The sequence below is a fragment of the Streptomyces cinnamoneus genome, assembly GCF_014650495.1.
In the GTDB taxonomy this organism is placed as follows: Bacteria; Actinomycetota; Actinomycetes; order Streptomycetales; family Streptomycetaceae; genus Streptomyces; species Streptomyces cinnamoneus.
Map to the genome: position 1 here is coordinate 177763 of NZ_BMVB01000012.1, position 14923 is coordinate 192685.

Consider the following 14923-nt stretch of genomic DNA (forward strand, 5'->3'; position numbering starts at 1 on the left):
CCTGGTCGTCGTGCGAGCGCGTCAGCGCCCTGATGGATCGGACACGGTCGTGCTGCCGCGCGGCCCCAGGGCGTCCGGCGCGGCCGTCTCGGCGGCGAGGGCTCCCACGCGCAGGCCCGAGCGGGCCAGCACCCACAGCACCGGCTCCGCCGCCCGGCGCTGCTCGCTGTCCAGCGCCCCGGCACCGGTGGCCGCATGAGCGCTCACGGCCCAGTAGCGGGCCGCCCCGAAGTCGTGACCCAGACCGCGCACCAGGGCGCCGAGGCCGATGTCCGTCAGCCAGCGGTCGATCCTGGCACCGGGCACGGGCAGCGTGGAGATCTGGTCGAGCACGTCCCGCTTGGTGACCACCGTGGCCACCGGCATGCGCGCGCGCCGCCCCGTGAGCGCCGCCAGCTCGCCCGTCAGCCGCTGGTAGGTGTCCGTCGGCCCCTGGTCCGCCGGCCGGGCGGCGTCCGCCCGCTCCGCGTCGGCGCCCCGCAGCCCGCGCCGCACCGTGGGTTCCGCGAGGACGTCGGCGACCAGGACCACCCCATCGGCATGGGCCAGGTACTGCTGCTCCCGCACGGAGCCCGCGTCGCGCAGCGACTCGCCCATCGGGTCGTACAGGTACAGCAGTCGCCGCCGCCTGCCGTGCCGGACGACCAGCATGAAGGCCCGGGGCTGTCCGCCCTGCGTCTTGTGTGCCCAGCCGGCCTGCTGCACCTGCTGGTGGAGGGCCCCGCCGTCCCGCCGGTCGGCCGCGGAGGCGTACTCCACCTCCAGCGGGCTCCGCCGCGACCAGGACTGGAGCCCCGCCACCACGGCCGCCATCAGCATCGTCTTCCCGGAGGAAGTGCCGCCGACCAGCGGCACGTGCACCACGCGGATGCTGCCGACCGCGTCGGGGAGCTGCTGGTCGCAGTGCGGGCAGCGGGTGGCCAGGCGCCCCCGGCCCGCGAAGGAGGTCGTGACCAGGCGCTGCCCGCAGACGCACACGTGCCACAGCACGCCGTGGGGGCCGGGGCGCAGGTCGCCGTGCGGCACACCGCAGTCGGGGCAGCGGTGGACGGCCAGCGGGAACGGCCGGTAGCAGCCGGGATGGGGGCACTTCATACGGATGCCGCGGGCCAGCACCCGGAGGTGTTCCGCGCCGCGCAGGACGCCGACGGCCGCCATGGCCCCCAGCCACACCGCGCCGCACAGCAGCCCGAAGACGGCCAGGACCATGGACATCGCCAGGGCCGCCAGCCCCGCCCCCAGGGCCGCCCCGACGGCCGTTCCCGGAGCGACCACCCGCATGACGGTGCGGGTGAACCCGTTCTCGCCCGGCCGGCCGGTTGCCGGCCGGCGGCCCCGGAACAGCCGGGCGACCGAGCCCTTCAGCCACTCGGTGGTCAGCCGGAACCAGATGGCGTGCAGCGCGATGCGCGCCGCCGCCAGGGCGTCCCGCCACATCTGCCGCGACCAGTACGCGCGGTGGGCGGGCTCGCCCGGCCCCACCCCCAAAATCCTCGGGTCAGGTGTTCCGGTCCGCCGGGGACCGAGGACGGTCCCGGCGGCCTTCAGCGAGTGGCCGAGGAACAGCCACAGGGTGTTGCAGACGCACAGCGGCACCGCCACGAGGCCAGTCGCCCACATCACCAGGGACAGCAGACTCATGACAGGCCGCCGTCCTTGCGCGGCGGCTCCACATCGCCCCAGCGGTGCCCGCCCGCCGCGCCTCTGCGGCCCCGTCCGGCAAGGCGGCGGCCGAGCCGGCCGAACGCCCCCGGCCGGTTCCACGCCCGGAACTCCTCCGCCCAGCGGCCGCCCATGCGTTCCAGGCAGCCCTCGACGGAGGCGACGTCGTCGGCGGGCAGCTCCCGCACGACGGGGCGCAGCACCGAGTCGAGGAGCTCCGTGCGCGTCGCGTGCCAGGCATCGTTCGCCTGGGGGTGCGAGCTCCAGGCGACGAAGCAGTCCGCTGCACCGTCGGGGCTCGTGCGCAGCCGGCTGCGCACCCGCTCCGACCGGGCGGCCCGCGCGTAGGCGGCCAGGAGGCCGGGATCGCCGCCGTGGATCAGCGCGTCCAGCTCCCCGCCCGGACGGTCCCCGGCGAGCAGCCGGTGCGCGAGTGCCTCGAAGACACGCCCGAGCACGGTGGGCTCCACGGGCTCCGCCACCTTCCGCAGCGACAGCGCCCGGTCGGTCCAGCCCGGTCCCGCCGAGCCGTTCCGCAGGTCGCGGGCGAATTCCAGGAGCAGCAGCGCCGCTCGTTCGCGCGCTGCGAGGTCCTCGGAGAAGCCGGCCAGCAGTTCGCCGGCGAGGTCGGGTACGTCCGGATCGTCGGCGGGCCCTTCGAGCGCGGCCCGGACGAGCAGGGGCCAGGTGCCGGCCGTACGGTGGGGGACGGGGCCGGTCTCACCGAGCGTCAGCCGCGCCTCCCCGGCGGTCGGAGTGCCGTCGTCCCACACCAGGTGGACCGCGGTGCGCATGATGAGCGGCTCGGCGTAGAGGGAGATGCCGGCGGCCCGCAGCACCGCGTTCAGGGCGGTGACGCGGTCGCTGCGGCCCGCCGTCACCCGTGACGCCTCGGCGCACATCCGCAGATGGGGCAGGACCCGGCCCTCCTCCAGGGGGCCGAGGGGGATCCGGGCGAGCAGCCGGGCCACCGCGGGCGGATCGCCCACGGCCAGCTCGTCGAGCTTGCCGAACAGGGCGGTGCGCAGCGCGACGTCCTCCTCCAGCGCCCGGCGCACCGCGGTCGTCCGCGCCGTGTCCGGGTCGGCGAGCAGCGCGGTGGAGAGCCTGCGTGCCACGTCCGGCAGAAGGTCCGAGCAGTCCACGCCGAGCACGGCGGCGATGCGCAGCAGCTGCACGGGCCGTGCGGTGTCCTGCCCGGCGTCGGCGATGCCGGCCCGTAGTGCGGGGGCCAGCTCGGTGGCGAGGCGCTGTCCCATGCCCTCGGTGAGGGAGCCGGGCCGCACGGCGTCGAGCCCTGTGACGGACCCGGGCGAGCGGACGGCTTCGGTCAGCACCAGGGCGGCGAGCGGTGCGGTGGCGGCGGCCGGCACCCTGCCGTCGAGCATCGTGAACAGCCCGCCGAGAGCGGCTGTTTCGGCCTCGGTCCGGTCGGGGGCGGGCGCGCACAGCGCCGCCACCAGACGGTGCAGCCGCTCGGCGCCCAGCACCTCTCCGTGCTCGCGCGCCCAGTCCGCGGCCTCGGTACGGCCCGCGGCGCCGAGCCCGATGCCCGCGCAGAGCGCGGTGACGGCGAGCGGGCCGGGGGTGAACGGGCCGCCCGGCAGCGAGCCCGCCTCCTTGAACAGTCCGGGTGCTCCGCCCAGCCAGATGCGCGCGGCGGCCTCCGCCCAGGCGTCGGCCACCGCCTGCCCGGGCCCCTGTCCGGTGCAGTCGTACACGCGGTACCGCTGGTCGTGCCCGCTCAGATGCCGGCTGTCGTCCGGCAGCACGCCGATGATCTGCTGCCGCGCGAGCTGCGGCCGCCGCGTGTACGTGGTGAACGTCAGCCGGTGCGCGCCCTCACGGGGCAGTACGGTGCTGGCCAGCGCGATCCACCAGGCCACATCGGTGCTGTCCCGCTCGACGAGGACGATCTGCGGTGCGGCCTCGTCCTCGGCGAGTCTGCGCAGATCGGCGAAGAACCCGGCGAGCCACGGCGCACGCGAGGCGGCGAAGGCGACCAGGCGGTCGCGGGTGAGGCGGCCCGCGGCGGGCAGCGCATCCAACGGCTCCGGCACCCCGCCCTGCGGGGTGGCGACGGCCCATCGCGGGGAGCCCCAGGCGGTGATGGGCAGCGCGCCGTCCGGCAGCGTGGTGCCCGCCGGCAGGTGCACGGCGTGGGCGTGGAAGTTGCCCCACCGCCCGCTGTAGTCGGCGCCCGTGTAGACCGTACGGGCCAGCAGCCGGCTGCCGTCGGAGAGCACGCTGTGGCTGAACGCCTCGGGGAAGGCGGCCAGCTCGGCCTCCGTGGGGCGCGGCGGGGCGTCGCGGGGCGGCTCGTACCCGATGAGCTGCTCGGTCTCCCTGACCAGCGACGGCGGCACCTCCGGGGACACCGCGGTGAACCGGAAACCGGAACCATCTGGTCCGGGCGGGGCCGAGGTGTAGTGCAGCTGCGCCAGGCTCATGCGCCGACCCCCTTGGCCGTGGGCTTCCCGGGTTTGCTCACGGGGACGAGGCCGCGGCGCCCGAGCAGCCACAGCAGCGGATCCTCCACGCGCAGCGGCTGCGGCCCCGACTTGGGGGCGTCCGCCGGCGCCTGTGCGGGCGGCGGCGAACCGAGCGCCGACAGACCGAAGAAGGACAGTTCGGCGAAGTCCCGCTCCAGCTGCCGGCGCAGCGCTCCGGAGTCCCAGTCCTCCATCAGGGCGCGCATCTCCTCGTGCACGGCCAGCCGGTCCCCTCCGTCGAGGGTGCCGCCGTGGTGCGGGGCGTTGCGCAGCAGCGGGGAGTGCGGGCCGAGCATCGGTCGCAGCATGTCGGTCTTGGTCACGGCCACAGCCATCGGGGTGGTGACCCGGCCGCGCGATCCGCCGCGGCCGTGCGCGCGCAGCTGGGCGGCGAGATCCGCGGCGATCTGCGCCGGCGGCGTCTCGACGGCGGGCAGCGGCGGCCCCTCGCCGGGCGGCAGCCGGTCGCGCACGGAGCCGAGCTGCAACGGATCGACGAGCAGGATGATGCCGTCGGCGGCGCGGAGGTAGTGGGTGTAGCGGTCCATCGCCTCGGCGCTGCCCAGGTCCTCGCCCGCGGCGTCGAAGAACACCAGCGCGGTGTGCCGGCTGCCGTCCCCGAGCCGCCTGCGGCGCGGCAGGCTCAGCCGGTACAACAGCGGGTCGTTGAAGCCCATGGCCGCCGGGCGGGTGGCCTCGGGCAGCCGCAGCCGGTCGTAGAGGTCCTCGGCCAGCTCCCGGTCGCGGCGCTGGGTGTCGCTGCCCATGGCGGCGAGCGAGGCGTCGTAGGCGCGCCCCACCCGGTTGCGCAGCTCGTTGACGAGCACCGCCACGTAGGTGCTCTTGCCGGACGCCTTCGCGCCGACCAGCGCGATGATGCGGCTGTCCTGGTCGCAGTAGTCGCTGGGGAAGTCGCTGTGGCAGCGGCGGCAGACCCGGACGGGGGTGGAGACCCCGCAGCCGGGGCAGGCCGCGCGCGAGCCGCCGCCGCGCAGCCCGCCGAGGGAGCGTGGCGCGGCGAAGACCGGGCCGCGCATCCGCAGCGCGGGCGGCACGCTCGGACCCATGAACTCGGCCCACACGTCGTCGCGCTCCGGATTGCACGGCTGACCGCCGCGCACGCCGGTCGCCGTCATCAGACAGCGGTACGGCAACCGCGCGGCCGGGGCACGGTCGAAGCAGTAGGGGCAGATGACGGACGTCATGTCAGCGGACCACCAGGGTTGCGGGGGAGGGCTCTTCGAGGCGCACGGAGGCGGCCGCGCCGCCGAGCAGGAATCCGCGCAAGGCGTACGGGGGGCGACAGGCGCCGGTGGCGATCTCGCGCTCGACGCGCCCCGCGCGGTGCAGCTCCTCGCCGCTCAGCCGCAGCACCGTGGTGCCGTCGGCGGGATCACGCGGACGGACCGGCAGCGATCCGGTGCCCGGGCGGGCGACGAGGACGAACTCCGGCAGCCCGCCCGCGGGTTCCCCGGCGGGGGACGACAGCGAAATCCGCACCGTGGCGGGCCTCCTGCGCAGGGACCGGCGGGAGCCGGGGACCACCCGGTACGCGATGGTGACGTCGGCGGGCAGTTGAGCCGCGGCGGCGGGAGGAGGGACGACGGTCGCGTCCGTCGTGCGGGGCACCGCCTGCGCGGTCAGCCGTGCCGGTGACGGACCGACTGGCAGGTGCAGGCCCTCGCGGAGGAACACGCTGCGGGCGACGCGGTGCTCGGCCCGGCGTCCCTCCTGTTCGACGGAGACCGCCACCTGTCCCGCGTCCGCGGGCCAGTCGAAGGTGACCCGGGCGAGCCCGCCGTCGATGCGCTCGGCGGTCAGCGCCGTGACCGGGTGCGGCACCTCGATGCGGACGCCCGGTCCGGCCACGGCGCGCTCACCGCGCACCGCGACGGCCGTGACGCGCACGACGGCACCGGGCGGCGGGACGAGCACCCCGGGCACCGCCCGCGGCCAGGGCAACGGCTCGGGCACGTCCTCGGAGGAGAGGGAGAGTTCGGTGCCGGTGGCGGGGGCGCCGCCCGGCCACTCGACCAGCCGCACCTCGGCGTCCTCGCCGCCGGTCCAGGAGAAGCGCACGCCCCCCTCCCCGGCCGTGGCGGCGAGACCGAGGACGGGCGACGGCCAGGTGGGGACGGTGATGGTGTCCTCGACGCCCGGTGACCCGACCTCCCGGCCGTCCGTACCGCGGTAGCGGCAGCTGACGCGCACCCGGTACGGCCCGGTGCGCAGCCCGTGCACCGTGAACCCGCCGTCGACGGCGGCGATCTCGCGCTCGGTGCCGTCGGGTCCGGTCATGACCGCGCGCACGGCGACGGCTTGTGCGGGCGTCGTCCAGACGGCCGTCACGCGCTCCCGGCCGTCGGCCAGCCGGAGGCCCAAGACCTCCGGCGCGACGAGCAGGGGTGCCGACACCAGGGGCGGGCCGTCGACGACACCGTCCCGCAAGGGGAGGACCGCATACCGTACCTGGGCGCCGAGAGGAGGGTGGGGGTCCTGGGCGGACCCGCCCGACGCCCGCCCCCGGACCTCGGTCACGGACGGCGCACGGCCATCCGTGGAGCGGTCGAGCCTGATGACCCGCCAGGTCGTGATGTCGCCGTCGTCCGCCCAGGTCAGTTGCGCCGGGCCCGCGGCGAGCAGCTCCACGGCCAGCGGCCCCGGCGCGCCCCCGCCGGGCCGGTGCGTACGGACGAGTCCGCGCAGCGCCCGCTTCGAGTCGGCCGCGAGCCGGGCGGCCTGCAGGTAGCGGCCGGCCGCCCCTTCCCCGTCCCCTTGCCTCTCCAGCCGGTGCGCTGCGGCGAGGGACGCGTCCGTCTCCCCCACGAGGGCCGCTATCTGCCGCAGCCGCTCCGCGAGGAAGGGGTCCGGGCCGCCGCCGGGCGGCAGTCGGGACGCCAGACGGGCGGCGTGGCGGAGCCTTCGGCGCTCCCATGCGTCCTGAAGTCCCTCGGCGGCCGCCCGTTGTGCGGCGTCCGGCCTGCGCTGCGCACCCGCGGCATGGACCAGGGCTGCGACCTCCCCCGGATCGACCCCCAGTGAGAGCGCCATGGCGTCGCGTCCGTCCGGCGGGCGGCTCTGCAGGAGCTCGATCAACTGGTAGAGCAGCACGCGCCGTAGCGCCGTCGGGTCGTGGTCGTGCAGATCCGCCAACATCAGTAAGAGCTCGCCGGCGGGGGGTCCGTCCGCGGCCGACCGCCGCAGTGCGGCTCCGTCGATGCGCCGCCAGCCGCGCGGCGCACGCGAGACGTACACCCCGTCCAGCACGCGCAGACGTCCGCCCGGGTCGACCAGCGCCTCGCCCATGTGCCGTAGCCCCAGGGCGTGTTGCCGGGCGACGAGGTCCTCATAGCCGCCGACCAACGGTGACAGCGGCACTGCGGTCAGTGCCTGGGGCAGCCCGAGGCGATGCCCGAACTCCAGCCCCACGTGCCGCCCCCGTGCTCACTGCCAACATCTGTGAGGGGCCATCCCAGCAGATCCGCGACCGTCGACGCGAGGCTTTTCGAATTCTTGAGCAACCCGTCCGAATATGCACGGGTCGTGGCGCGAACTCGACGTCGTGTCACCCCGCGTTACTCCGTGTTGTCCAGGTGTGTCCGCCGCGTCCCCGCGGAACCCGGCCGACTGCACGTTATCGGCCACCTCGATCACCCCGGCCGTCGCGTGCGCCGCGGCGGGGAAGCGGTCGCGAAACCCTGGCGCAGGTCGCCCGAAATGCCGACCAGCACGGCATAGCGGACGCGATCTCCGTCCTTGACCACCCCCATCGCCCCTCGAAACCCTGGGCGAATCGTGCCGGCCCGTGCCCGCCCGATGGCGCAAACGCGCCGGTGCATCCTCCGTCATTTCGACCAACATCATTTCGCGCTGCTTCACTTGCGCGGCGGGAGCTCCACGTCGCCCGACCGGGTGGACGCAGGGGCTCCCTCTTGACGCATGCGCCCAGACGGAAGGGACCGGGATGTCGACCGCAGCGCACCGGCAGCAGCCGGAGCAGCCCGAACAGCACGCAGGCCGGGCACAGCTCAGCCTGGGGATCGCCGCTGCACGGAACCTGGCGACCACCACCAAGACCGTCCCCCAGATGCAGGGCACCAGCTCGCGGTGGCTGCTGCGCATGCTGCCCTGGGTCGAGGTGAAGGGCGGCACGTACCGGGTCAACCGGCGCCTGGTGTACGAGGTCGGCGACGGCCGGGTCACCTTCGTCCAGGAAGGGGCCGCGGTCAGGGTCATCCCCGCGGAACTGGGCGAGCTGCCGCTGCTGCGCGGGTTCGACGACGGGACGGTGCTGCGGGCGCTGGCCGAGCGGTGCCGGCAGGCGGAGTACGGGCCCGGCGAGGTGATCGCCGAGCGCGGCCGGTCCGTCGACCACGTCTACCTGATCGCACGCGGCAAGGTGGAGAAGGTCGGCACCGGGAAGTACGGCGAGGAGATCCGGCGCGGCGTGCTGGCCGACGGCGGGTTCTTCGGCGCCCAGGTGGTGGCCGAGGAACCGGGCGCGTGGGAGTTCACGGCGCGCGCGATGACGGCGTGCACCGTACTGGCCCTGCCCCGGGCCGCGTACGAGGAGGTGGCCGGCCGCAACGAGCGGCTGCGGGCCCACGTCCGGCGGCGCCAGGCCGAGAAGGCGCGGCCGCAGAACAAGAAGGGCGAGGCGGACATCGCCCTCGCCTCCGGCCACACCGGCGAGCCCGCGCTGCCGGGCACCTTCGTCGACTACGAGCTCGCCCCCCGCGAGTACGAACTGAGCGTGGCCCAGACGGTCCTCCGGGTGCACAGCCGCGTCGCCGACCTCTACAACGACCCGATGGACCAGATCGAGCAGCAGCTGCGGCTGACCATCGAGGCGCTGCGCGAGCGCCAGGAGGCCGAGCTGGTCAACAACCCCGACTTCGGCCTGCTGCACAACGCCGACCACAGCCAGCGCATCTCCACCCACTCGGGCCCGCCCACCCCCGACGACATGGACGAGCTGTTGAGCATGCGGCGCGGCACCAAGGCGTTCTTCGCCCACCCCCGGGCCGTCTCCGCCTTCGCCCGCGAGTGCAACAAGCGGGGCCTGCCCTTCGACACCGCCGAGGTGGGCGGCCGGTCAGTGCCCGCCTGGCGGGGCGTGCCGGTCTTCCCCTGCGGCAAGATCCCCGTCTCGGAGGAGGGCACCTCCTCCATCCTCGCCATGCGCCTGGGCGAGGCCGAGCACGGCGTGGTCGGCCTGCGGCAGACCGGGATCCCCGACGAGTACGAGCCGGGCCTGAACGTGCGGTTCATGGGCATCAACGACCAGGCCCTCATCTCCTACCTGGTCAGCACCTACCACTCGGCCGCCGTTCTCGTGCCCGACGCGCTCGGCGTCCTGGAGAACGTCGAGGTCTTCCACACCCCGTCCTGACGGGCACCACCCCCGGAACGGAGAGAAGAACCGGTGTCACTGCTGTCCCGGATCACCGCGCCCACGGCCCGCCACGACGTGGCACGGCTCGTGGCCACGCTGCTCACCCACCACCAGGGCATCGGCCGTTCCGCGCCGGAGGCGCTGCCCGGAGTCGCCGCCCCCCGCCCGGTGGGCACCGCCCTGCCCACCGGGCCCACGGGACTGGGCACCTCGGCCGCCCGCATCGTGGCCCGCAGAGCGGCTGCCGAGGCCGCCGCGGAGCCGGCCGGCGACCCCAGCGGTACCGGGGTCCCGGAGCTGTACTGCCCGCCCGCCGTCCGGGACGACCCGGCACTCGGCCGGGAGGTCAACGACCGGCTGGTGGCGTGGGCCGACGAGGTCGGCATCTACGCCGGACGCCTCGACCGCGTCCGCGCCGCCGACTTCGGGCGCCTGATGATGCTGGCCCACCCCGACACCGACGACCCGGACCGGCTGCTCGCGGCCGGGAAGTGCGCGCTCGCGGAGTGGGCCACGGACGACTACTACTGCGACGACGAGACCGTGGGTTCCCGGCCCGAACTCCTCGGCTCGCACCTCGGCCTCGCCTACGCGGCCCTCGACCCCGCCCACCTCCCGGCCCGCTACGCGCCCGCCTGGGAGAGGGACCTGCGCGACGACCCCGTACGGGTCGCCCTGCGCTCGGGCCTCGACCACCTGGGCCGGTACGCGGAACCGTCCCAGGTGGCCCGGCTGCGGCACGAGGTCGCCGTCCTCTTCGTCGGCTACGGCCAGGAGGGGTCCTGGCGGACCCGCGGCCACGTGCCCAGCGTCCACGAATACCTGGCCCACCGGCAGATCAACAGCTTCCTGCCCTGCATCGCGCTGACCGACGTGGTCGGCGGCTACGCGCTGCCCGCCACCGAGTACGCCGACCCGCGCGTGCGCCGCGCCGTGACGACGGCCGCCACCGCGAGCACGCTCGTCAACGACCTGTACTCGATGACGAAGGAACACGACTCCTCGGGCGTGGAGTTCAACCTGCCCACCGTGATCGCCGAGGAGGAGCAGTGCTCGCCGCGCGAGGCGGTCGAGCGGAGCGTGGAGATCCACGACGAGCTGGTACGCGCCTACGAGACCCAGGCCGCGGCCCTCGCCCTCACCGGCTCACCCCAGCTGCGCCGCTTCCTCGCCGGCGTGTGGGCCTGGCTCGGCGGCAACCGCGCATGGCACGCCGGCAGCTCCCGCTACAACGGCGCCTGAGCCCGCCCCCTCGTCACCCCACTCTCCCCCTGCAATGCCGTAAGGAGCATCCCCATGACGACCACCCCTGCCCCCGCCGCCCCGGCCGGCGTCCTGCGCACCGCCTACCAGAAGGCCGTCGCCGAGTACTGGAACAACGAGAAGGACCCGGTCAACCTGCGTCTGGGCGACGTCGACGGCCTCTACCACCACCACTACGGGCTCGGCGACTACGACCCCTCCGTCCTGGAGGGCCCGCAGGAGACCCGGGACGAGCGCATCGTCCGGGAGCTGCACCGGCTGGAGTCGGCCCAGGCCGACGTCCTCCTCGACCACCTCGGTCCCATAGCCCCCGACCAGCGCCTGCTGGACGCCGGCTGCGGCCGCGGCGGCACCAGCATCATGGCCAACGCGCGCTTCGGCTGCCAGGTCGACGGCCTGTCCATCTCCCGGTCCCAGGTCGACTTCGCCAACGACCAGGCCCGCAAGCGCGGCGTGGACGACAAGGTCCGCTACCACTTCGGCAACATGCTGGACACCGGCCTCCCCACCGGCGCCTTCCAGGGCATCTGGAACAACGAGTCCACCATGTACGTGGACCTGTTCGAGCTCTTCGCCGAGCACGCCCGCCAGCTGGCGTACGGCGGCCGCTACGTCACCATCACCGGCTGCTCCAACGACGTCACGGGCCTGCGCTCCAAGGCGGTCAGCCGCATCGACGAGCACTACACCTGCAACATCCACCCCCGCAGCGCCTACTTCAAGGCCATGGCCGCCAACGGCCTCGTGCCCATCAACGTCGTCGACCTCACGGCCGCCACCATTCCGTACTGGGAGCTGCGGGCCCAGTCCTCCCTCGCCACCGGCGTCGAGGACCCGTTCCTGACCGCGTACAAGGAGGGCAGCTTCCACTACCTCCTCATCGCCGCCGACCGCATCTGACCGCGCGGAGGGGGGTCTGCCGGGCGCATCCGCATCAGTGGTCGACCGGCAGGCCCCTGGGTTCCTTGACGCGCTTCATGATGATCTGCGAGTTGACCTCGGTGATGCCCGAGAGCGTCGTGAGGCGCTCGATCCACAGGCGCTCGTAGGCGGTGATGTCGGCGACCGCGATGCGGAGCATGCAGCCGGGGCTGCCGAAGAGGCGGTACGCCTCGATGACGTCGGGGATGTCCTGGAGGGCCGCCTCGAACGCCTCGACCGCCTCACGGTCGCGCTTGACCTCGATGGAGACGAGGACCTCGAAGCTCCGGCCGACGGCCTCGGGGTTGATCACCGCCCGGTAGCCCTGGATGACGCCGTCCTGTTCCAGCTGGCGGACGCGGCGCATGCAGGGGGAGGGCGTCAGGCCGACGCGATGGGCGAGCTCCTGGATGGTCAGACGACCGTCGTCCTGGAGCTGGCGCAAGATATTTCTGTCGATGGCATCCATCGCGCAATTATCCACCACACTTCGACGGTCCCCCCGCTCATTTCAGCGACCCGATTGCGTGCGATTCGTCCTATCGTTCACCTGCTCGGCCGGTACCCCTCGCGGCCGACGTCAGATGATCTTGAGAAAGGCGGGCACCGTGGGACAGGTCGTCGTCATCAGCACGGGCGGGACGATCGCCAGCCGCTGGCAGGGCTCCGGCTTCGCCGCCGACGCACGGGGCGGGGACGTACTGGCCACGGCCGCGGTGCCCGCCGGCGTGACCGTACGGGTCGTCGACCTGATGAGCGTCAACAGCGCCCGGCTCACCACCCGCGACCAGCTCGCGCTGCTGCAGACCGTGCACGAGGTCCTGGCCGACCCCGCCGTGGACGGCATCGTCGTCACCCACGGCACGGACACCCTGGAGGAGTCGGCCTTCCTCCTCGACCTCCACCACGACGATGCCCGCCCCGTCGTCCTCACCGGCGCCCAGCTCCCGCTCGAAGCACCCGACGGCGACGGCCCCCGCAACCTCCACGACGCCCTGCTGGCCGCGAGCTCGGCCGCGCTGCGCGGCCACGGCGTCCTGGTCGCCTTCGACGGCCGGATACACGCCGCACGCGGCACGATCAAGGTGCAGACGCTCGCGGCCGACGCGTTCGCCGACCCCTCCGGCAGCCCGGTCGCGGACGTCAAGGACGGGCACGTCCTCGTCCGCCGGCAGCCCGACCGCCCGCAGCCGCTGCCCCTGCCGGCCGCCGGCACCCCCCTCCCGCGGGTCGACATCGTCACCCACCACTGCGACGCGGACCCCCTGCTCTTCAACGCCGCCGTCGACGCCGGCGCCCGGGGCATCGTCCTGGTCGCGACCGGCGCGGGCAACGCGACCCCCGAGGTCGTCGCCGCCGTCGAGGCGGCCGTCGCACGCGGCGTGCTCGTCGCCCTGACCACCCGCGTCCCCGCAGGCACCGTCGCCGAGATCTACACCCACGGCGGCGCCGTGGACCTCGCGGCCGCCGGCGCCGTGCTCACCGGCACCCTCCGCGCCGGCCAGGCACGCATCGCCGTCCTCGCCGCCGCGCTCGCCCACCCCGCGGGCGCCACGGATGACGGCACCCGGGCCCTGCGGCGCGCCCTCGGCACGCCCGCCACCTCCTGACCCCGCTTCTCCTCCCCCCCACCGCACTGATCGGATCCAGCACCATGTCGGCCGTCCCCGGTCCCTCCCGCACCGAACACGACCTCCTCGGCGAGCGCGACGTCCCCACCGCCGCGTACTACGGCGTCCACACCCTCCGGGCCGTCGAGAACTTCCCCATCACCGGGACCCGCATCTCCGCCCACCCCGAGCTCGTCACCGCGCTCGCCTCCGTCAAGCAGGCCACCGCGCTCGCCAACCGCGACCTCGGCCTGCTGGACGACCGCAAGGCGGACGCGATCGTGAAGGCGTGCGAGGAGATCCGCGCCGGGCAGTGGCACGACCACTTCGTCGTCGACGTGATCCAGGGCGGCGCCGGCACCTCCACCAACATGAACGCCAACGAGGTCATCGCCAACCGGGCCCTGGAGCTCCTCGGCCACGACAAGGGCGACTACCGGCACCTGCACCCCCTGGAGGACGTCAACGCCGGCCAGAGCACGAACGACGTCTACCCGACCTCCGTCAACCTCTCGCTGCAGCTCGCCGCCGACCGCCTCCTCGACGCCATGGACGTGCTGCGCCGGGCCTTCGCGGACAAGGCGAAGGAGTTCGCGGACGTCCTGAAGATGGGCCGCACGCAGCTGCAGGACGCGGTCCCCATGACGCTGGGCCAGGAGTTCTCCGCGTACGCCGTCATGCTGGACGAGGACCGGGCCCGCCTGGCCGAGGCGTGCGCGCTGCTCCGCGAGATCAACCTCGGCGGCACCGCCATCGGCACCGGCCTCAACGCCCACCCCCACTACGCGGAACTGGCCTGCCGGCACCTGAGCGCCATCACCGGCATCCCGTTCACGGTCGCCGGCGACCTGGTCGAGGCCACGCAGGACATGGGCGCGTTCGTCCAGCTCTCCGGGGTCCTCAAGCGGATCGCCGTCAAGCTCTCCAAGACCTGCAACGACCTGCGCCTGCTGTCCTGCGGTCCGCGCGCCGGCCTCGCCGAGATCAACCTGCCGCCCGTGCAGGCGGGTTCGAGCATCATGCCCGGCAAGGTCAACCCGGTGATACCGGAGGTCGTCAACCAGATCGCGTTCGAGGTCATCGGCAACGACGTGACCGTCACCTTCGCCGCCGAGGCCGGCCAGCTCCAGCTCAACGCCTTCGAGCCCGTCATCGCGCACAGCCTCCTCAAGAGCATCGGTCACCTGAGCGCCGGCTGCCTGACCCTGGCCGAGCGGTGCGTCACCGGCATCACCGCCAACCGCGAGCACCTGGCACGCCTCGTCGGGCAGTCCATCGGCCTGGCCACCGCCCTGAACCCGCACATCGGCTACGAGCAGGCCACCGCCGTCGCCCAGGAGGCCCTGACCACCGGCGCCTCCGTCCACGACCTCGTCCTGGCCAAGGGCCTGCTCACCGAGGAGCAGCTCCGGGAGATCCTCCACCCGGACAACCTCGCCCGCCCCCACGCACGGACCGCCGCGACGGCCGTCCGGTCCTGAAACAGAAAAGAGGAAGTTCTCTCATGGCAACGGCGCCTAGCGTCTCGTACTCGATGACGGTCCGACTGGAGGTCCCTGCGGGTGGGACGGCCGTCAGCC

General features: G+C 74.1%; 10 protein-coding genes. 5 read left to right on the plus strand and 5 right to left on the minus strand.

Annotated elements, in window-relative coordinates; translation table 11 throughout:
* Positions 1 to 21: 21 nt before the first annotated feature.
* Genes IE182_RS19240 through IE182_RS19255 form a run of 4 tightly spaced genes read right to left on the minus strand, consistent with a single transcriptional unit; the run spans position 22 to position 7583 of the window.
* Positions 22 to 1641: a TRAFAC clade GTPase domain-containing protein gene (locus IE182_RS19240; RefSeq protein ID WP_190111094.1), complete on the minus strand. Its 1620-nt coding sequence runs from the start codon at positions 1639 to 1641 to the stop codon at positions 22 to 24.
* Positions 1638 to 4112, minus strand: coding sequence for a GTPase-associated protein 1-related protein (locus IE182_RS19245; protein WP_190111095.1), 2475 nt, complete (start codon positions 4110 to 4112; stop codon positions 1638 to 1640). The genes IE182_RS19240 and IE182_RS19245 overlap by 4 nt, the downstream gene beginning before the upstream one ends.
* A complete protein-coding gene (locus IE182_RS19250; RefSeq protein WP_190111096.1) occupies positions 4109 to 5359 on the minus strand; it encodes a TRAFAC clade GTPase domain-containing protein in 1251 nt (416 codons plus the stop codon). The genes IE182_RS19245 and IE182_RS19250 overlap by 4 nt, the downstream gene beginning before the upstream one ends.
* 1 nt (position 5360) lies before the next feature.
* On the minus strand, positions 5361 to 7583 hold the full coding sequence (locus IE182_RS19255) for a hypothetical protein (RefSeq protein WP_190111097.1): 2223 nt from the start codon (positions 7581 to 7583) through the stop codon (positions 5361 to 5363).
* 535 nt (positions 7584 to 8118) lie between these two features.
* On the opposite strand from IE182_RS19255, the gene IE182_RS19260 reads away from it, so the two are divergent.
* The 3 genes from IE182_RS19260 to IE182_RS19270 are packed head-to-tail and all read left to right on the plus strand — an operon-like array spanning position 8119 to position 11712.
* The gene (locus tag IE182_RS19260) at positions 8119 to 9546 is read left to right on the plus strand and encodes a family 2B encapsulin nanocompartment shell protein (RefSeq protein WP_190111098.1); all 1428 of its coding nucleotides are present in this window, start codon (positions 8119 to 8121) and stop codon (positions 9544 to 9546) included.
* Between the two features lie 33 nt (positions 9547 to 9579).
* Entirely contained in the window at positions 9580 to 10791 is a 1212-nt protein-coding gene (locus IE182_RS19265) for a family 2 encapsulin nanocompartment cargo protein terpene cyclase (protein ID WP_190111099.1), read from the plus strand.
* 54 nt (positions 10792 to 10845) lie between these two features.
* Entirely contained in the window at positions 10846 to 11712 is an 867-nt protein-coding gene (locus tag IE182_RS19270) for a geranyl diphosphate 2-C-methyltransferase (RefSeq protein ID WP_190111100.1), read from the plus strand.
* Positions 11713 to 11746: 34 nt separating this feature from the next.
* On the opposite strand, the gene IE182_RS19275 is transcribed toward IE182_RS19270, so the two are convergent.
* Positions 11747 to 12202: an Lrp/AsnC family transcriptional regulator gene (locus IE182_RS19275; protein ID WP_190111101.1), complete on the minus strand. Its 456-nt coding sequence runs from the start codon at positions 12200 to 12202 to the stop codon at positions 11747 to 11749.
* Positions 12203 to 12341: 139 nt separating this feature from the next.
* Here IE182_RS19275 and IE182_RS19280 point away from each other — a divergent pair, with 139 nt between their 5' ends.
* Together IE182_RS19280 and aspA are read left to right on the plus strand one after the other, a co-directional pair.
* Positions 12342 to 13343, plus strand: coding sequence for an asparaginase (locus IE182_RS19280; protein ID WP_190111102.1), 1002 nt, complete (start codon positions 12342 to 12344; stop codon positions 13341 to 13343).
* Positions 13344 to 13387: 44 nt separating this feature from the next.
* Entirely contained in the window at positions 13388 to 14824 is a 1437-nt protein-coding gene (gene aspA / locus IE182_RS19285) for an aspartate ammonia-lyase (protein ID WP_190111103.1), read from the plus strand.
* Positions 14825 to 14923 lie beyond the last annotated feature (99 nt).